At 30.8% G+C, this 18,672-nt stretch carries 15 protein-coding genes; 4 read left to right on the top strand and 11 right to left on the bottom strand.

Annotated features, from left to right (window positions below; translation table 11 throughout):
- Positions 1 to 96 precede the first annotated feature (96 nt).
- The 9 genes from Q0138_RS04420 to Q0138_RS04380 all read right to left on the bottom strand — a co-directional run bounded on the left by Q0138_RS04420 (position 97) and on the right by Q0138_RS04380 (position 12,317).
- A complete protein-coding gene (locus Q0138_RS04420) occupies positions 97 to 1,878 on the bottom strand; it encodes a hypothetical protein (RefSeq protein ID WP_297981479.1) in 1,782 nt (593 codons plus the stop codon).
- 565 nt (positions 1,879 to 2,443) lie between these two features.
- The gene (locus tag Q0138_RS04415; protein WP_297981477.1) at positions 2,444 to 5,140 is read right to left on the bottom strand and encodes a hypothetical protein; all 2,697 of its coding nucleotides are present in this window, start codon (positions 5,138 to 5,140) and stop codon (positions 2,444 to 2,446) included.
- Positions 5,141 to 5,563: 423 nt separating this feature from the next.
- The gene (locus Q0138_RS04410) at positions 5,564 to 6,406 is read right to left on the bottom strand and encodes a 4Fe-4S dicluster domain-containing protein (protein ID WP_297981475.1); all 843 of its coding nucleotides are present in this window, start codon (positions 6,404 to 6,406) and stop codon (positions 5,564 to 5,566) included.
- A 185-nt stretch (positions 6,407 to 6,591) separates the two neighbouring features.
- Positions 6,592 to 7,641, bottom strand: a complete 1,050-nt coding sequence (gene asd / locus Q0138_RS04405; RefSeq protein ID WP_297981473.1) for an aspartate-semialdehyde dehydrogenase — start codon at positions 7,639 to 7,641, stop codon at positions 6,592 to 6,594.
- A 129-nt stretch (positions 7,642 to 7,770) separates the two neighbouring features.
- On the bottom strand, positions 7,771 to 8,589 hold the full coding sequence (gene dapB / locus Q0138_RS04400; protein ID WP_297981471.1) for a 4-hydroxy-tetrahydrodipicolinate reductase: 819 nt from the start codon (positions 8,587 to 8,589) through the stop codon (positions 7,771 to 7,773).
- 122 nt (positions 8,590 to 8,711) lie between these two features.
- Positions 8,712 to 9,605 (bottom strand): 4-hydroxy-tetrahydrodipicolinate synthase, encoded by an 894-nt coding sequence (gene dapA / locus Q0138_RS04395; protein WP_297981469.1) that lies wholly within the window; start codon positions 9,603 to 9,605, stop codon positions 8,712 to 8,714.
- 325 nt (positions 9,606 to 9,930) lie between these two features.
- Positions 9,931 to 11,148: an aspartate kinase gene (locus tag Q0138_RS04390; protein WP_297981467.1), complete on the bottom strand. Its 1,218-nt coding sequence runs from the start codon at positions 11,146 to 11,148 to the stop codon at positions 9,931 to 9,933.
- A gap of 663 nt (positions 11,149 to 11,811) precedes the next feature.
- Entirely contained in the window at positions 11,812 to 12,009 is a 198-nt protein-coding gene (locus Q0138_RS04385) for a 30S ribosomal protein S17e (protein WP_297981465.1), read from the bottom strand.
- Between the two features lie 2 nt (positions 12,010 to 12,011).
- The gene (locus Q0138_RS04380; RefSeq protein WP_297981463.1) at positions 12,012 to 12,317 is read right to left on the bottom strand and encodes a chorismate mutase; all 306 of its coding nucleotides are present in this window, start codon (positions 12,315 to 12,317) and stop codon (positions 12,012 to 12,014) included.
- Positions 12,318 to 12,718: 401 nt separating this feature from the next.
- Here Q0138_RS04380 and Q0138_RS04375 point away from each other — a divergent pair, with 401 nt between their 5' ends.
- The gene (locus tag Q0138_RS04375) at positions 12,719 to 13,588 is read left to right on the top strand and encodes a radical SAM protein (RefSeq protein ID WP_297981461.1); all 870 of its coding nucleotides are present in this window, start codon (positions 12,719 to 12,721) and stop codon (positions 13,586 to 13,588) included.
- Positions 13,589 to 13,827: 239 nt separating this feature from the next.
- Here Q0138_RS04375 and Q0138_RS04370 read toward each other — a convergent pair whose 3' ends face one another.
- The gene (locus tag Q0138_RS04370) at positions 13,828 to 14,736 is read right to left on the bottom strand and encodes a shikimate kinase (RefSeq protein WP_297981459.1); all 909 of its coding nucleotides are present in this window, start codon (positions 14,734 to 14,736) and stop codon (positions 13,828 to 13,830) included.
- Positions 14,737 to 14,938: 202 nt separating this feature from the next.
- Here Q0138_RS04370 and Q0138_RS04365 point away from each other — a divergent pair, with 202 nt between their 5' ends.
- From Q0138_RS04365 to Q0138_RS04355, 3 genes are all read left to right on the top strand, one after another.
- Entirely contained in the window at positions 14,939 to 15,763 is an 825-nt protein-coding gene (locus Q0138_RS04365; RefSeq protein ID WP_297981458.1) for a S49 family peptidase, read from the top strand.
- Positions 15,764 to 15,965: 202 nt separating this feature from the next.
- Positions 15,966 to 16,217, top strand: coding sequence for an MJ0307 family thioredoxin (locus Q0138_RS04360; protein ID WP_297981456.1), 252 nt, complete (start codon positions 15,966 to 15,968; stop codon positions 16,215 to 16,217).
- A gap of 422 nt (positions 16,218 to 16,639) precedes the next feature.
- Positions 16,640 to 17,761 (top strand): glycosyltransferase family 4 protein, encoded by a 1,122-nt coding sequence (locus Q0138_RS04355; RefSeq protein ID WP_297981454.1) that lies wholly within the window; start codon positions 16,640 to 16,642, stop codon positions 17,759 to 17,761.
- 319 nt (positions 17,762 to 18,080) lie between these two features.
- Here the strand turns inward: Q0138_RS04355 and Q0138_RS04350 are convergent, their stop codons facing one another.
- Entirely contained in the window at positions 18,081 to 18,587 is a 507-nt protein-coding gene (locus Q0138_RS04350; protein WP_297981452.1) for a nitroreductase family protein, read from the bottom strand.
- Positions 18,588 to 18,672 lie beyond the last annotated feature (85 nt).

The following is an 18,672-nucleotide window of genomic DNA, read 5'->3' as shown; positions in this document are numbered from 1 at the left end:
TTAAGCATTTTAAGCATTTTAAGCATTAATGCTTAAAATGCTTAAAATGCTTAAAATGGTTTAAGTTAATAAAAAAAGTAAAACTGAATAAATAAATTATTCAGGTAAAGGTAGCTTTTTCCAGAAGAAAATGTCGTTTTCTTTTTTAGCAACTTCAACATAGCCTTTTCTTTCCAAACTCTTAAGAATATTCTTTGTATTACCAAATGAAAGGTTTTTAAAAGCAATCTCATTCAAATACTCTTTTAAAGACAAAGTGTCTAAAGCTTCATCAGGCAACAAGTGATATATTTGGGACTGGATTGAATTTAAGTTCTTCAATTGAGGAGCGGTTAACTTGTCATAAACTTCCTTGTATTTTTCCAATTCTTCAACAGATGACTTATATCCTTCCAACTCTTCTTTAAGCTTTTGAAGTTCATCAGAACTACTTTTCTCTTCTTCTTTAGTGACCTTCTTAATATCCAAACCATTAACGTCAGGAATGCTTTCCTCCATATTGGACTCAGCCAATTCAATGATCTTTTCATCATCATTGCTGTCAACAAGTTTGAACTTGACCTTGTTTTCCTTAGCCAATTCCAGCTCTTTCTTAATATTGTTTAACTCCAATAGGGACTTATCATCACTTGAGGATAAGTTAACAATGGAATCATCACTATCATCAATGAAATCATTGTCAGACAATTCAAAGAAGAGATCCTTTACCTCATTCAAGCGTTTAATTTGAAGATCCTTTTTGGACAATTCATTTTGAACCTTGGAGTATTCCTCTCTGGAAACAGACTTGTCCTTCAGCAATTGAATTTGAATATCCTTTTCCCTAATAGCTACATCACGTGAATCCAATTCCCTTTGAAGAGCAACAAGATTGTCCTTATTGACCAAATTGTTCTTCAAGTCAAGAATATTCTCTTTCTGGGATGAAATTGTCTTGTTAAGTGATTGGATTTCCGTATTCTTATCATCTATGGAACTTAAGGCATCAGCCAACTTAATGTTAGCCTCATTGTAATCCTCCTTGGACTGTTCCAATTGACGCTTAAGGTCATTCAACTTATTATTGGAAATCTTTAAATCATTGGAAATGGATTGAATCTCATTATCCTTTGCACTGACCTCATTTAAGGCATCCTTCAATTTAAGATTAAACTCTCCAAGCTCAATGGTTTTGAAGTTGTTCAATTCCTCATCAAATGATTCCTTCATGTTGGAAAGGGATTCATTCAAATCGGAAAGCTCCTTGATTCTATTGTTCAAGTCATCAATGGTGCTGTCCTTTGTGGAGAGAAGATCCTTTGTCTTGTTCAAGACATCTATATTTGTATTTAAGGAATTTGTCAGATTTTCGATTTCCAGCTTTTTCATGCTGATATCTTCATCGTATTTTCCTTTCAACTCATCAATTTCATCGTTCTTGGATTTGATGTCCTTATCAAACTTTTCCAAAAAGTCAGTCAATTCAAGGCTCTTCTTTTTTAAGTCTGCATCAAACTGATTTTTCAATTGGGAAATTTCATTTTCCTTAAGATTTAAGTCATCCTCATACTGGGATTTCAAACTTGAAATCTCACCTTCGTACTTGTCCTTCAATTCAGACAATTCACTGTTTTTAAGAGTTAAATCTTCATCATATTTAAGTTGCAAATCTTCAATCTCTTGATTGAACTTATCCTTCAACTCAGCAATCTCATCATCCTTCAGTTTTAAAGATTTTTCAGATTCTGACTTAAATGAATTAAATTCCTCTTCAGAAGTAAGGGAATTTTGATTTTCTTTTAGTTTCACTATTTCCATCTTTAGTTTATTGATTTCCAACAGAGAGGATTTAACCAATTGTTGAAGTCTTTCCATATCACTAGAATTTTCAAGAGCCATTATTATCACTTAAATACAATTTAATTTAATGCTAACCAATATAGATTAATCTTTAATTAAAATACATTTAAAAATCTATTTAAACTACTATTTAAAGTATTTGATTTTATAATATTTTATTTTAATAATGAATTTAAAAGTTTTTCAAATTTTATAAAAAATTAAAAGAAAACTGAATAAAAATATAAAAAATAGATAGTGTTTTAAGGAAAATAAGAAAAATTAAGAATTTTTAATAAAATGAAAATTAAAAATTATTCTTAATTAAAATTAGTTAAATTAGAAATTAAGAAAAAAGAATAATTTTTAAAGTCAAATAAGAAAATAAAATAAATAAAATAATGCATAAAAATAAAAGAAGAAACTAAAACAGATAAAAGTAAAATAAAATAAATAATAAAAAAGATAAAAAAGAATTAAAATCATTAAAAAAACAAAAAAAGTAAAAAAATGAGTTATTTTAGAAAAACCAAACAAAATTTAATTAAAAAAACAAAATATTAAAAACCCTTGAAAGGATTTTTTCTAAAAACCCAAAATTTCTTTTAAAAAGTTAAAATTTTACTTATTCCTCTTCATCACGATCTTTTTGACGTTTATAACCTATAATAAGTAAAAGGACAAAAATTAAACAGATTCCTGCCAAAGCAATATTGTCAACAGACTTATCGACTATAATATCTTTATCCTTATCAAGTTCATAAGCCTTTTTGGATGCAGCTGCCCCGCTTAATCCAGGGCTTGATGCCTTGCTGGAGACAGTGGAATCACTGCTTGAACTATCGGGCTCACTTGAACTGTCTGAATCCAATTCATCTGGAGATTCTCCAGGATTGCTATCGGAATCCTCATTATCCAAGTTTAAATCATTTGAATCCTCATCACTGTCCTGATTCTGATTTTCAGTAGTATTCACCAATTCAGTATTGTTTTCCACTGAATTTGTCTGATTTGTAACTTGGGCAAAATCTTCATCAGGATTGGCTATTGTTGAGTTTACAGCCTCTGTAGCGTTGTTGTCTGGAACAGGATTTGTATTGCTTGGATCGATTGGAAGCTCAATTTCCCCAGTTCCATTTCCATCAGAGGAGGAACTTGAATTAGAATCAGTGAACTCATTTCCACCTTGGGATGAATTGCTGTTAACTGCAGAGTCTCCATCACCGCTTATTAGGGAATCTCCATCACCGGTACCATTTCCATTGCTGCTGTTACCTCCATTGTCAATCAATCCGCTGCCATCAGCAATATTATCTGAAAAGCCTGTACCATTGGAAGCGGCATTTACAGTATTTGCAATCCATTGGAAAGTATTTGATGATGGTTTTGCTTGGCTTGAATAATCCTTAAGCCATTTCGGTTTTTCATCATCATCCATCTTATTTTTCAAGTCATCACCAGTGTTGTTTAAAATGGTGTTGTTTTTACCTGCACCAATTGTAACCGCACTGTTTCCACTTAATGACTTGGAATTCAGGACATTGTTTGCAACAACTGAATCTGTAAGCAATGAATCAGCTCCTGACAGCTTAATGGCATAATATCCGTTTGTTGTAATATTGTTGTACTGGATATCATATGTATGATTCCCATTCATGTTTTGCGTATAGCTGATTCCGTAAATATTGTTGTTTATATTGAAATTGCCAATATTGTTTACAATGATTGTATTGTTCATAATAATGTCATTATCGTCCTGAACTTCAATTCCTGAAAGAATTGCCCATGAATGAGTACTTGCAAGGCCTGTGACATTAATGAAATTGCTTATAATGTCGATATGAGTGTTTCCAAAGTAGTTTTGGGAATGGATACCTATATTTGGACCGGAACTTTCTGTGGATATATTGTTAAAGGCAATTTTCATATTGTCTGCAGGACCGCTTATATAAATCGGATAGGCTGATCCCACTCCAGAACGTCCTCCACTGGTCTTGACACCGATTTCATTTGAAATGATTGTGCTGTCATCACAGAAGAAGATATGAATTGCTTCAATATGATTTTCCTTGCCCTTGGCAGTGTAGAAATCCTCTGCGAGAATAGTGTTTTCCTCAATTAAAATCCCTTCAGATCCGTTAATCAAAATTGTTTCAAGACTTGGACTGACATATCCTGAACCATTAACGGATGTGTGAATGTAGTTGGAGGACAAGCTTAAATTATTTATATGGTTTAATGCGAGTGTTCCAACGGAATAACTGTCAAATCCAGCGTAATTGCTGTTGGAATCAACAGATTCCAATGGAAGAACGGATTCAATCCGGTTTCCTGAAATAATGACATCATCAAGATAATTTAAATAGATGCCATAATCAAAGGAATCGTTTAAACCGGGATATGCATAATTGAATGTAGAATTGATAATGCTTAAACCACTGATCCTATCCTCATTTAAACCTTCACCATAAATACAGAATCCCCTTGTGTTTTTAGGAACAGTGCAATTCATAGTAATGTTGTAAATGATGAGATTATCAGATAAAAGAAAAATACCTGCATTATTGTTTTCATCAAATACCTCATCCAAATCAAAATTAAGATTTGTAAGGCTTACATTATCTGACAATATGGAAAATACAGTATTTTTAAATAGATTATCACGTGCAGTAATTAAAGTTGAATCCCCTGAAATCTTTAAAACACCTAAATCAGTGAAATTTCCTTCAAATACCAATGTACAACCAGCATATTCAGATTTTAATGTATTTGAATCATCAAAGAAAATATTCAGATTGTCAGGACTTATTAAAAAGAGATAATCACTTTCATTAAGAATTTCAGCGCTTTCATTAAGAATTTCAGCGCTTTCATTAAGAATTTCAGTGCTTTCATTAAGCAAATCATCAGATTCTTCATCATCCAAGCCAAGATATTTATAAGCTGTGATTAAATCATTAGAATCTCTATTGTTAGTGCTTAAATCATTAAAACCGGATTCCTCATAAGCAGTGCTTAAATCATTAAAAACGCCATGAGACTTACTGACACTTAAATTATCTAAACTACCATCCTCACTTTTCTCATTTAATTGGAGAGTTTCTAAACCTTGAGAATTACTACTAGAATCACCGTCCTCAATATTTATAGGAAGATTTGAATTTTTTAAAGAAGAATAAGAGTTTAAATCAATAAAGGAGTTCTCATTTTCACCAATATTTAAATTATCTTGAGAAATGTCCGAGGAAACTGCACTGGAAGCAGAAAGACTGAAAATCAAGATAAAAATTAGAGAAAACAAGAAAAAATATTTATTTTTCATCTCATCCTCCAATTCACAGGATTTTCCAAAACAAAGTTAGAAAGTTTTAGACCAATATTAAAATGATAAAAAACATTTAAATCTTTTAATCGAATTTGAATCAATCAAATAAAAATTGACTAAAAAATTAAAAAACCAAAATTTTCAGAAAAATCCTCTTGTAAATAAATATAAATCGTTACTTATTTAAATAAATTTTTATTGAATTTATCTTTTTAAGCTATATGAAAAATAATGGAATAAAAGTAAAAAAACTTAGAAAAGTAAAATTAATAAAATAAGAAATAAAAAAATAGTAAAAATTGTGGGTCATCCTCTTTTTTTAAAAAAAATCAGAAAAAGATCCAATAAAAGAAAAATTAAACAAATTCAATATCCAACCTGCAAACAAAAGCACCATAAGAACTTTCATTAATACAATCCCTACAAATCCAAAGCACTATGAGGACATTCCTTAATGCAATTCAAGCAAAGTATGCACTCAGTCCCATTTTCCCTTTTTCTGGAATTGTCAAAGATATCCACTTCCATAGGACAAACCCTTAGACATTTATTACAATTTATGCAAGAATTTTCATCATGCTTTATCCTAAGCAATGAAAAATAGCTTGAAATCTTTAAAAAAACTGTTGTAGGACATATATATTTGCAAAATGCCCGATTATCCTTAAGGGCAAATGCAAGAGCTATTCCAATAGCATAATAAATTATATTGCCTAAGAGGAATAAGTAAAACATCCACATTTCCAAATTGTTTATTTTAAATAGGAATAGTCCTGAAACAAGAACTAATGATGCAATAAAGAGTATATGCCTAATATATCCAAATCCTTTTCTCTTATAGTCAAGGTTTTGATTTGGATATTTGTATGGCAATAAATCCAAAATCATAGCGGTCCAGCATGCATATCCGCACCAGCCACGACCAAACAATAGCGGACCGAATATCTTTGCAACGGCATAATGAATTACTGCCGCTGTAAATGAGCCTAAAAACAGGTAATACCAGAATCCCTCTATCATCATGTTCTCATGGGACATGAATCCAAGAAAAACAAGCATATACAATCCTATAGCCAATTGAATGACATTCCTACCATATCTTGAATATTTGCTATTTGAGACATGGAGATAAATCCCAATTGTAAGGCCCAAGCCGATATATGTAAAGTTAAAAAAGTAGAAAATGTCATCTAAGGCTAAGGTTAAGGTAACTGCCACTATTTCAAAAATTAATAGAAAAATCAATAGGGACGTCTTTTTCATTTGATGTCTCCAATTATCATTAGTTTCGTTAAATATTCGTTTAATAAACTTTTTAAACTATTAGCCATATTCTCATTTTCATAAATAAGTTAAAAAAATAAAAAAAGAATTAATAAAATAAACTATCAACCATATTCCTATTTTCATAAATAAGTTAAAAAAATAAAAAAAGAATTAATAAAAAATTATAAAATTTGTTTATTAATCAATTCAGCATTTAATATAGAAGCACCAGCAGCACCTCTAATTGTATTATGTCCTACAAGAACATATTTAAAGCTGTTATCAAATGCTTGATCTTTTCTGACTCTGCCTACTGTCGCAGCCATACCGCCATAAGCCATTCTATCCATTCTTGGTTGAGGTCTGTCATCTTCTTCTTTGACTATGACAGGTTGTTCTGGAGCGGAATGAAGACCTAATTCTTGAGGAAGTCCTCTAAAGTCAGCCATTGTCTTTTTAATCTTGTCAATGTCTGCCTCATCATCAAGCTCTACGAACACTGCTTCAGTGTGACCGTCAATAACAGGCACTCTGTGGCATGATGCACTTAATGAGAAGTTTGCAGGTTTTACTTCTCCGCCATCAAGGGAACCTAAAAGGTGTAAAGTTTCGCTTTCCATCTTTTCCTCTTCGCCGCCAATGTATGGAACCAAGTTATCCAAGATAGCCATGGAAGGAACACCGTTATAACCGGCTCCTGAAACAGCTTGCATTGTGGATACATAGATTCTGTTTATGTTAAAGTTATCATATAAAGGTTTTAAGGTTAAAGTCAAAGCAATGGTTGAACAGTTAGGGTTTGTTACAATAAAACCGTCCCAATTGTTGTTTTTTTGCTGTGCATCAATCATATCCAAAAATTGTGGATTGACTTCTGGAATGACTAAAGGAATGTCCTTTTTCATCCTCATAGCACTTGCATTTGAAGCCACTACAAAGTCTTTAGCATATTGTGGTTCAACTTTAGCTGCAAAGTCAGCAGGAAGTGATGAGAATACGATTTCAACATCCTTATCCATTTGTGCAGGGTCAGTTTCAATTACAGTAATATCCCTTACAGATTCAGGCATTTCACTATTCATATACCAAGTGGTAGCGTCTTCATACTTTTTGCCGGCAGATCTTGAGGATGCTGCAAGAGCAGCTATTTCAAAATCAGGGTGATCAGCCAACAATTGGATAAATCTTTGACCTACCATTCCAGTTGCACCAAGTACACCTACTTTTACCATTTAAATCATCTCGATAATCATAATTTTTTAATAAAATCTCTTAAAAAAAGGAATGAAATTAATTAAAATTAAATTCCTACCATAATTTTTTTAATAAAATCTTAAAAAAAGGAATGAAATTAATTAAAATTAAATTCCTAAAACGTCAGACATGTCAGAGACTTTACCGGATTCTGCAGAACCAACATATCTTAAAGCCCGGATTACACCAGCAATGAATACTTCTCTGGTGTGTGCCATGTGTTTAATTTCCACTCTTTCTCCGTCTCCAACATACAAAACAGTGTGGTCTCCTACAATATCTCCGCCACGCACTGCATGCAAACCTATTTCCTCTTTAGTTCTTTTACCTACTTGACCTTGCCTTCCATAAACCCCAACTTCCTCAGGGTCTCTGCCAAGTGCATCAGCAACCACTTCAAAAGCAGTCATTGCAGTTCCGGAAGGAGCATCTGCCTTTTGATTGTGGTGAGCTTCAATAATTTCAATGTCAAAGTCATTCAAGATAGGAGTCAAGTCTTTTAAAACCTTAAAGAAGACATTTACACCAATTGAAAAGTTAGAGGAAATAACAGCCTTAATATTCTTTTCCTTAATGACATCAGCATTCCCTTTAGCTTGCTCTTCAGTAAATCCTGTGGTTCCAACAACAAGGTTTACTCCGCAGTCAGCTGCAACCTTGATTGTTTCAACAGCTGCAGGAGCAATGGTAAAGTCCACCAATACTTCAGCACCAGATTCCTTTAAGGTTTTCTCAAGGTCTTCAGAACCTGTAATGGCTACACCAATATTGCCTACACCTGCCCTTTCGCCAGCATCAATACCTGCAAGGGGAGTGTTTGGCATTTCAATTGCAGCCACAACTTCCATATCATCTTGTTCAGTAATTTTCTTTATAATTCCAGAGCCCATTCTTCCAGCGGCTCCGGTAACAGCAACTTTAATCATAGTATCATCTAAATAAATTTAATAAAAAAATGGAGATTAAAAGAATAATCAATCTCAAAACAAATCATAACGGCTAAAATTATAGAATAAATTTAAATTAATCCATATTAATTTTTATAAATCTAAATAATTTCAGCATCCTCTAAAGCTTTTTTCAATATTGCCCTATTCTCTTCCAACATTGGAACTAAAGGTAATCTTAAAGGCCCTGCAGGCATTCCCATCATTTTCAATGCTTCTTTAGCAGGAGCAGGACTGGTTTCAATGAATAAAGCTTTAATCAAGTCATATTGTTTATAATGTAATTCCAAAGCCTTGTCATAGTTTCCGTCCAGGATATTGTTTACCATTTGCACCATTGTTCTAGGATCGATATTTGCAGATGCGCTGATTACACCTCTTGCCCCAATTGACATTAAAGGAAGGGTTAATTCATCACTGCCTGACAAGATGACAATATCGTCTTCCAAACCATTTTCCCTTAATAATTTCATGGTTTTGGACACTTTGTCCACATCTGATGAAGCCTCTTTCAAAGCGGCAATATTATCCACTTTAGCAAGTTCAACAATGGTTTCCGGAGCCATGTCAAGACTGGTACGGGACGGAACATTGTATGCAATCAAATCAATATCCACGGAATTAGCGATTTGAGTGTAATGTTCAATAACACCATGTTGTTGTGGTTTATTGTAATATGGAGTGATTAAAAGAGCCATGTCAGCTCCAGCATCATCTGCATATTTAGTTAATTCCAATGCTTCGCTGGTTGCATTACTTCCGGTTCCAGCAATAGTGGCTACTCTGCCATCAGCCTCATCAATCATGATGTCAAGAACTTTTCTATGTTCTTCATGAGATAATGTAGCAGATTCTCCAGTGGTACCTGCAGCAACCAAACCGTCAACATCCTGGTCAATCAACCAGCTAATATTTTGTCTATAACCTTCTTCATCTATAGTTCCATCTTCTTTAAATGGAGTAACCATAGCAACAGCAGTTCCTTCAAAAGCCATATAAAACACCTTTTCGTATATTAAACAATTTTTAATTAATTAATTAAATCTAAAACTTTGAAAATAATTAAAAAAAAATCAATCATCACAAAATTTAAAAATCTAAAACTTTGAAAATAATTAAAAAATTAATTATTTCAATCAAATAATTCCTATAAACACCTTATATCAGTGAAAACCTAAATAAGTTCGTAATAATTAAAACCAATCTTTGAACCATTATTTAAATTTAAACCAAAATACCTAGACATCAAAAAACGTGGAAGCAAGGCTTCCTCCAATAGTTAAAGTAAAAACGTACTTGTAAAAATAATAGAAGCGGAAGTTATAAAACTTCCTTAATTAAATTGTAGGCTTCCTTTCCATCTTCCCAATCAATGAATAGCACAATTGCAGTTTGGGAGGATGAAATCTCTACAATGTTAATTTGACTTTCCTTAAGAGGATTTGTAATTTCAGAAATAACTCCAGGAGTTTCAATAAAATCAGGATTGATCATTGTTAACATTGCAATGTCCCTACCTAATGAAATGGAGCTTAAGCTGTCCTCAGCAATCACCAAATTATGCAATATGTGATAAGCCTCATCCGCATCACATTTGTCAAGGAACAATGTGATTGAGTTTTGACCTGCAGAGATGCCGTAGATATTGATGTTGGCATCAGCCACCAATGTAGTCATTTTTGCAAGCAAACCGATTTGATTTAACAAGTTTTCACCTACAACTGCAACCACAGAGATAGGTTCAGGATGTAAGGTAACTGATTTACTCATAGAATCTTCAAAAGGACCTACAATAGCTGTTCCAGGGTCAGATAAATCTCCCTTTTCAAAACTGATAATTTTTGCATTGATTTCAGGATCTTTAAATCTTAAAGCGTGTGGATGTAAAACTTGAGCGCCATGGGTAGCCAAATCCCTCATTTCCTCTACAGAGATATAATCCAATTTTTCAGCATCAGTGATTTTTCTTGGATCGGTAGACATTACACCGTTTACATCGGTAACTATGATTACATCATCCGCCTTTAGGCAATGACCTAAAAGGAAAGCGGTTACATCACTTCCGCCTCTTCCAAGAGTGGTTACTTCCCCATCTTCAGTTCTTCCAAGGAATCCGCAAAGAACAGGAATGATTCCCTGTTCTAAAAGTTCAAAAAGGCCTTGAGCTTTTTCTTCTGTTTTTTCAAAATCAATTTTAGCTTTCCCATAATTGTTATCAGTGATAACAGGCCATAATTCGTGACCTGGATCAATGTATTCGGATTTTACTCCCAAAGATTCCAAAACTGAGGAAAATACTCTGATACTGGTTCTCTCACCCATGGATAAAATTTCCGCCAATTGCTTTTCGGTAACTTCTTTACCAATGGATTCATCAGCAATAGCTACTAAATCATCCGTAGTCTTATTAATAGCTGATACAACAACGACAACCTTCTTGCCATCCATATACTCATTAACAACAGATTGTGCAGCTTTCCTAATTCTTTTACCATTTCCAATCGAAGTACCGCCAAATTTGGCTACAATTAATTCCATTTATTTACACACCTTTTTCTTATAATAAAAAAATAATTAATAAATATAAATTTTATACAAGCTAAACATTTGACAATACTGCAAAATCTTTAACCTGCGATAAGTTTTTTTAAATTTCTATACATTAATTAATTATAGTAAATCATATTTATATACTTATTTATTCAAATTAAGGACTTTTTTTAAAATTAAGTAAAATTCGATGAATTATTAAAAATCCTTAAAAAATTATTAATGAAATTATTAATGAAATTATTAATGAAATTATTAAAGTGATTCTTAAAAAACTTTTTAAAAAAAAAATTAATAAAATTAGGCATTGTTGAAATCCTAAAAATTTTTATAAAAATTTTCTAAATAACTGATTAAAATAAATAAAAAAAATTTTTAAAATAGGTTTTCAACAGCCCCTAAAATTAAAAAAATTAAAAAAATTAATAAAATTAATTAAATTAATAAAATTAATTAAGTTAATAAAATTAATTAAGTTAATAAAATTAATTAAGTTAATAAAATTAATTAAATTAATAAAATTAATTAAATTAATAAAATTAATAAAATTAATAAAATTAAAAAAAGTATAAAAATTAGTAAAAAGTTTTAAAAAAGTAGTAAAATTTAGATAAAAATCTAAATGAAAAAAAGAAAAAAACAACAAGCTATTTAAGCTTGATTTTCTTGTTGTTTAACTAATCTGGTAATGTAACCAGCAATTTTGTTTCTTAAGTGTTTAGTACTTACAGTAGAGTATTCTGCTACTAAAATTTTGTTTTCTTCAAAATCAGTAGTGAATTTACCTGCGTGAGTATCAATAAGTTCTTTAGATATACGTTTTACAAATGAAGTTCTAATATTTCCCATAATCATTCCTCCAAAATTTCTTTCTGTTTATTTTTACTTAAAATTGTTAGCATGTTCATAATGTCACTGAGAATATCTGTATCTATATTCTTTTCTTCGGCTAATTTTACAATTTTGGAATGGATTTGATCTTCTCTATTCTTATCATAAATATCCATGCCCAAATAAACCTTAGCTGACACGATATCCTTAGCAAGTGAAGTTCTTTCACCAATTAAGTTAACTAATATATTATCAATTTCATCGATTCTTTTTCTAGACTTTTCAAGAAGAATACGAGCATCATCATCATTTTCAAATAAGCCCATTAATTCTTTCTCATCCACAAAAATAACTCCATAGTTCTGATAATAACTATACTTTATTTTTCATAATATTTAAACCTAGTTATTGATTTGAAAAAATATAAATTAAAAAAAATCCTAAAAAAACAAAGCCCTGAAAAACATAAAAAGAAAAACAAAAATATTTGTTAAAAATTGAATAAACCATACATTATAAATAGTTTAAAAGAAAGATACTTTTCAAATGCTCTTAGACAAATTGGAAATTAAATAAGGAATATAAAAATATTAAGGAAATTTAATAATTAAAAAAATCTCAATAAAATCTAAAAATAACTACTAATAATAAATCAAAAATTAAAAACTATGATTATATAATTTTAAATCAAAAAAATCAAGCATTGAGTGAAAAAAAAGGTGATAATATGCATTATGTAAAAACAAAACATCTCATATCAAATAAAAACGGGATGAACATTTACAGAGGCTGTTTACATGGATGTATATACTGTGATTCAAGAAGTAAAGTTTATAACATGAATCATGACTTTGAAGACATAGAAATAAAGATAAATAGTCTGGAAATATTAAGAAAATTCTTAAGGAATAAAAATAAAAAGGTCATGATTGGAACCGGATCCATGAGCGATCCATACATGCCTATTGAAAGGGAATTGGGAATGATGAGAGAGTCTCTGGAATTAATATATAAATATGGACACGGATTTACATGCATTACAAAATCTGATTTAATTCTAAGAGATTTGGACCTGATAAAGAAAATAAATGAAAAGACAAAGGCAGTTGTGCAGATGACACTGACAACAAGTGATGAGGAATTATGCAAAAAGATAGAGCCAAACGTATGCACAACAAAGGAAAGGGTCAAGGTTTTAAGAAAAATGAATAAGGAAAATATTCCTACAATCGTGTGGTTATGTCCAATACTGCCTTATATTAATGATAATGAGGAAAATATAAATAAAATAATAGATTACTGTATAGAAACAAATGTAAAAGGAATAATTTGTTTTGGAATGGGGCTAACGCTTAGGGAAGGAAACAGAGAATACTTCTATAGAAAACTAGAACAGGAATTTCCAAGACTTAAGGAAAAATACAAAAGAAGATACAAATACAAATATGCCTTAAACAGTCCAAACAATAAGGAATTGATGGAATTGTTCCATAAAAGAACTGATGAACATAACATAATGAACAATCCGGACGATATTTTTAAATATTTGCAGGAACTGCCTCAAAAAGAGAGATTTAAGCAAAGTACATTGATTTAAAAAAAGAAAATAATTAAATATTTAAAAAAAATAGAATGAAAATTGATGAAAAATGACATTATAAAAATTAAACTGAAATTAAACAAAAAAAAAAGAAGCTAAAGAAAGAGAAATAAACTAAAAATAAACAAAAAAAGAAGCTAAAGAAAGAGAAATAAACTAAAAATAAAGAAAAAAAGTTTAAAAAAGAAAAATAAACTAAAAATAAAGAAAAAAGAAGCTAAAGAAATAAAAATAAACTAAATTAATCTAGTTCCATCATTATTTATCTTTGTTTCAATAATCTCTCCATCATATTTAATCCAGGCCTGCTTGACTTCATCTATGGAATCATCTTCAACAATAGCAACAAAAGAAGAACCTGTTCCAGACAATCCTGAAGCTAAAGCACCAGCACTTAAAGCATCCAATGCAATGTTATTGTCAAAGTTCAATACAGACCCATATAAAAGACCATTCAAGGTTAATGCCTCAAAATAATCCCTATTCATTGCCTTTTCAAAAGCCAATTTAACATATGGAGCAATCAATTTCATACGATTAACATCAGAGGATCCGCTTAATGACTCCTTATCAGGCATGAAAACCAGAATGGTCCTTTCCTCTAATTTTTCCTGATGCAAAATCTTTCTTTTACCATTATCAGTAATGGTCACTCCACCAAAATAGGAAGCGGAAGCATCATCAAAAGCACCTGTAATAGTTACACCGGCTTCAAGGGAAGCATCTATTCCTAAATTGATTAATTCAAAATCATCCAAAGGTTTTAGTGAAAATTCTTCAGAAAGCAAAGAAGCTGTAGCCAAAACAACAGAATTGGATAAAGCACTGCTGCTGGATAAACCAGAACCTAAAGGCAAATTGGATTTTGTCCTAATCTGAATACCTTCACCATTTTCCAATTCCAAATTGCCAAGAAGATCATCCAAGGACTTTTCACTTGAAATATTATAATAATCCAAAACTTTTTTTACACAAATATTCATTAAATTAGGGTTTACACCCAAATCTGAAGAACAAACAATACCAATATCTGAAAATTTAGCCTCTGCGGTAATGTTTAAATCTATACCAAATGCAGAACCTAAACCAGTTGAAATCGCATTTATAATGGTTGCAGAACCTGGAGACTTTACTACTTTTGACAAATAATCACCTGAAATTTAAAAATTATAAAATAAAAATTTAAAAAAATTACTTAAACAATTTAAAATCCACTGAATAATTAAAAAATTTTAAAATATATAAACATATATATTATTTCAAATAAATATAAATTATTATAATATTTATTGAATTTAAGAATTTATACAAATTTAAAAAATTAAAATAGGAATTATGAGGAGTACTATGAGTGAAAATAAAAGAAACTGGACAAATATAGCAATCGGTGCATTCATTATATTGGCAATAGTATTACTGATAGCTCTTATTTTACCATTCAGTAACTTAGCAGTGGCTAATGATGAAATTGCTGTTATAAACATAAATGGCGCGATTACTTATAGCGAATCCAACACTACAGCAGTTTACATGACTGCAAGGGAAATTGAAAATTGTATAAATGATGCAGAATCGGATAAAAACATTAAGGCTATTGTTTTAGACATTAACAGTTATGGTGGAAGTTTGGTTGCAAGTGAAGAAATATCAAATATGATTAAAAACTCATCCAAACCAGTTGTTTCATATATTGGAGATAAGGGAATGGATGAAGCATATCTAATCGCAAGTAGTGCCGATTACACTGTTGCAAGCCCCTCATCTTCCGTTGGAGGAATAGGACTTAGCTATAAAAACAGTACCAAATATTCAAAAGATAATCTTAGCGCTCACTTCAACAAGAAATATCTTAACTCAAATCAAACAAATAAAAGTTCAATCAGTGCACAGGCAATGATTGATCAAGATTACACTTATTTAATTGGCAAAATAGCTAAAAATAGAGATATGAAAGCTAAAGAACTTGCCGAATTAGCTAATGGAACTAAATACAATGGAAATGAAGCTAAAAATCTTGGTTTAATTGACAAGATTGGAAATAAAAATCAGGCCATTAAAATAGCTGCATCAAAATCCAATGCAACAAATTATACAGTTGTAAATTATCCAAAAAGCGAAAAAAGCCTTACTGAAAGTTTATATGAAACAAATATTTTTAATTTGTTCAAATAAGCAATAAACAGACTAACAGATTAAAATACATGACAAAAATTTTTAATTTGTTCAAATAAGCAATGTTCCCCTTTAAAATAATTAAAAAAATATTAATTTTAGAATTATTTAATCAAATAGGAACATTTATATATTAACGAACATAATATAATATCAAATTAATTTAATTAATTTAATTTAAAAAGTAAACGAAGGTGAAAAAATGGCAATTAAAGTAGAAGTATTTACCTCACCAACTTGTCCTCATTGCCCTGGTGCAAAACAAGTTGTAGCACAAGCAAAAGAAGAATTAGGGGATGCAATTGACGTAATTCAATTCGATATTGCTGAAGAAGAAGGCAGACAAAAAGCAATTAATTACGGAATCATGGCAGTTCCTGCAATTGCAATCAATGACGAAGTAAAATTCGTCGGAGCTCCAAGTTTAGCTCAATTAATGAATGAATTAAAATAGATTTATTCTAATTTAATTTTTTCTTTTTTATATTTTTATTATTACACCTAGAAATCATACTCACAGTGAATTTTAATCTTTTTTTAACTCATTTAATTTATTTTCAATTTTTAAGACTAATTTTAAAAATAATCTAAAAAAATAAAATTTAAAAACTAATTTTAAGACTAAATTTAAAAACTAATTTAATAAATAAAATTTAGACTGATTTTAAAAACTACTTCAATAAATAAATTTAAGACCAAAATTAATAAAACAACTCTTTTTAAAATTATTTTAATCCAATTAAATTCTAAAAATTAGCAGATTATATACAATAAATAAATAGAATTAAAATTAAAATAATAATAAGATTAAATTATTTTATCTAAAATAAAATAATTTCCACTTTTTATAATCATAATTATTTTGAGGCAATTAAAATGAAAATAGCAATGGTTGGACAATTTCCTCCACATATTGGAGGGGTTGGAGTGCATATACACAGTTTAGCCAAAAAACTGATTGAGGAAGGTCATGAAGTATATGTAATTACATATCCTCACAAGGAAATAAGGGATATAGATGGAATTCATGTAATCGGAACAAGAGGATTAAACATTCCAGGCCTTAGAGGATTATTATTTGCAATAAATGCCAGAAAAGAATTAAAAAAGCTTGTAAAAGAAGAAAACATCGACATCATCCATGGCCATTACCTGTTTCCAGCAGGATGGGCAGCAGTCAAGGTTGGAAAGGAGACAAATACAAAAACCTATATTACAGCCCATGGATCAGACATGTTTGAAATGTATAAAAAGCAATCCTATATGAGACCGGTGATTAAGAAAGTTTTAAGGGATGCAGATTCAATTCTTGCAGTAAGCAATGCCCTAAAAGACGAAATCATAAATACAGGGCTTGAAAATATAAAAGACAAAATAAAAATCCATTGGAATTCTGTAGATGTAAACAAATTCAAGCCAACAGAGGAAAAGAGGAAAAAATTTAAAAAGGAACTGGTCAATGAATTCAATATTGCAGCAGACAAGCCAATCATTCTCTTTGTAGGAAACATAATAAAAAGGAAAAATGTTGACTTGATTATTGAAGCAAAAAGAGAGATGAAAAATAAGCTTAATCTACTTATTGTTGGAGACGGACCTCTCTTGGAAAAGCTGAAGGATAAAGTTGAGGACTATGAACTTGAAGGCAAAATAGACAATGTTTACTTTACAGGAGCAAAGGACAATGTTGAAGAGATCATACCAAGCTGTGACATTCTAATTCTCCCCTCATTTACAGAAAGTTTTGGTCTTGTATTGATTGAGGCATTGGCTTGTGGAAAACCTGTCATTGGAAGTAATGTAGGCGGAATAAAAGAAATCATCACAGAGGACGTCGGTCTTTTAATAGACCCTAATGACAGCAAGGACTTGGCAAATGCAATCGATAAAATATTGGATGACAAGGATTTAAGAGAAAAATTCGAGAAAAATGCAAGAAGTCGTGCAATGGACTTTTCTCAAACTGAAATCCCTTATGATGAATTAAAAGACAATTAAAATTATTTTTTAAAAAAATACTGATTAAAAATTAGCAAAATACAAAAATATTATAAAAATTTAAAAAAAGAAGCAAAATTCAAAATAAATAATAAAATTTACAATATTTTAGAAAATAATTCAGAAGCAAAATTTGATATTGAAAATGAAATAAGGGAAGCAATTGAAAATATTGTTGATAATTATATTTATCAAAACTATGGTAGTGAAATAAATATTACAAATTTATCACAAGTAAAATGATACGCATTTTATACTGTTTGTATTTATCAAAAAGAATAGCCGGATATATCACTTTTATGCTGTACATTTTATATCATCATATGAATTTAACTATCTCCTCCACAGCCTTGTATTCACTGTGCATGGGAAGAGGGCTTGCATCGGGGGACGGATAACCAATGGGCATAATGAGTACAGACCGCTCGTTTTCGGGCAGTCCAAGCTCCTTTTCAAGGCGGGAATTGCTGAAATAGTTTACCCAGCAGGTACCGATACCAAGCTCCCAAGCCTGAAGCATTACGTGTGAAGCAGCTATGCTCACGTCCTGCTCTCCTGAGTGAACACCCTTTTCAAGAGGATTTTTCCAGTCCTCCGTCACGTCATAGGTAAACACAAGTACGGTTTTAGCACCAAATGTACATCTGCTTATCTCCCTGAGTTTTTCTTCACTTTGTACAACATTTATCCTCTGAGGCTGATAATTGCAGCCAGTAGGTGCAAGCACAGCAGCTCTCAGCAGTATCTTCATATGCTCATCACTTATTGGGCGATCATCAAAGCTCCTTACAGAGTATCTCTCAGCTGACAATTTAATAAAATCCATCGCATATCATCTCCTTTTAGGTAATTATATCATCTGAAATAACTTTTTTCAATAGATATTATACTGGTACTTTATGGATCAGATT

Source organism: uncultured Methanobrevibacter sp., assembly GCF_937906425.1.
Classification (GTDB): Archaea; Methanobacteriota; Methanobacteria; order Methanobacteriales; family Methanobacteriaceae; genus Methanobrevibacter.
The sequence above is the reverse complement of the archived record's forward strand: the minus strand, read 5'-3'. Positions and strand labels throughout refer to the sequence as shown.

Bases quoted from the DNA above. Each gene is read 5' to 3' on its own strand.
- Q0138_RS04420 (WP_297981479.1), bottom strand. From the start codon at position 1,878: ATGGCTCTTGAAAATTCTAGTGATATGGAAAGACTTCAACAATTGGTT.
- Q0138_RS04415 (WP_297981477.1), bottom strand. From the start codon at position 5,140: ATGAAAAATAAATATTTTTTCTTGTTTTCTCTAATTTTTATCTTGATT.
- Q0138_RS04410 (WP_297981475.1), bottom strand. From the start codon at position 6,406: ATGAAAAAGACGTCCCTATTGATTTTTCTATTAATTTTTGAAATAGTG.
- asd (WP_297981473.1), bottom strand. From the start codon at position 7,641: ATGGTAAAAGTAGGTGTACTTGGTGCAACTGGAATGGTAGGTCAAAGA.
- dapB (WP_297981471.1), bottom strand. From the start codon at position 8,589: ATGATTAAAGTTGCTGTTACCGGAGCCGCTGGAAGAATGGGCTCTGGA.
- dapA (WP_297981469.1), bottom strand. From the start codon at position 9,605: ATGGCTTTTGAAGGAACTGCTGTTGCTATGGTTACTCCATTTAAAGAA.
- Q0138_RS04390 (WP_297981467.1), bottom strand. From the start codon at position 11,148: ATGGAATTAATTGTAGCCAAATTTGGCGGTACTTCGATTGGAAATGGT.
- Q0138_RS04385 (WP_297981465.1), bottom strand. From the start codon at position 12,009: ATGGGAAATATTAGAACTTCATTTGTAAAACGTATATCTAAAGAACTT.
- Q0138_RS04380 (WP_297981463.1), bottom strand. From the start codon at position 12,317: ATGGGCTTATTTGAAAATGATGATGATGCTCGTATTCTTCTTGAAAAG.
- Q0138_RS04375 (WP_297981461.1), top strand. From the start codon at position 12,719: ATGCATTATGTAAAAACAAAACATCTCATATCAAATAAAAACGGGATG.
- Q0138_RS04365 (WP_297981458.1), top strand. From the start codon at position 14,939: ATGAGTGAAAATAAAAGAAACTGGACAAATATAGCAATCGGTGCATTC.
- Q0138_RS04360 (WP_297981456.1), top strand. From the start codon at position 15,966: ATGGCAATTAAAGTAGAAGTATTTACCTCACCAACTTGTCCTCATTGC.
- Q0138_RS04355 (WP_297981454.1), top strand. From the start codon at position 16,640: ATGAAAATAGCAATGGTTGGACAATTTCCTCCACATATTGGAGGGGTT.
- Q0138_RS04350 (WP_297981452.1), bottom strand. From the start codon at position 18,587: ATGGATTTTATTAAATTGTCAGCTGAGAGATACTCTGTAAGGAGCTTT.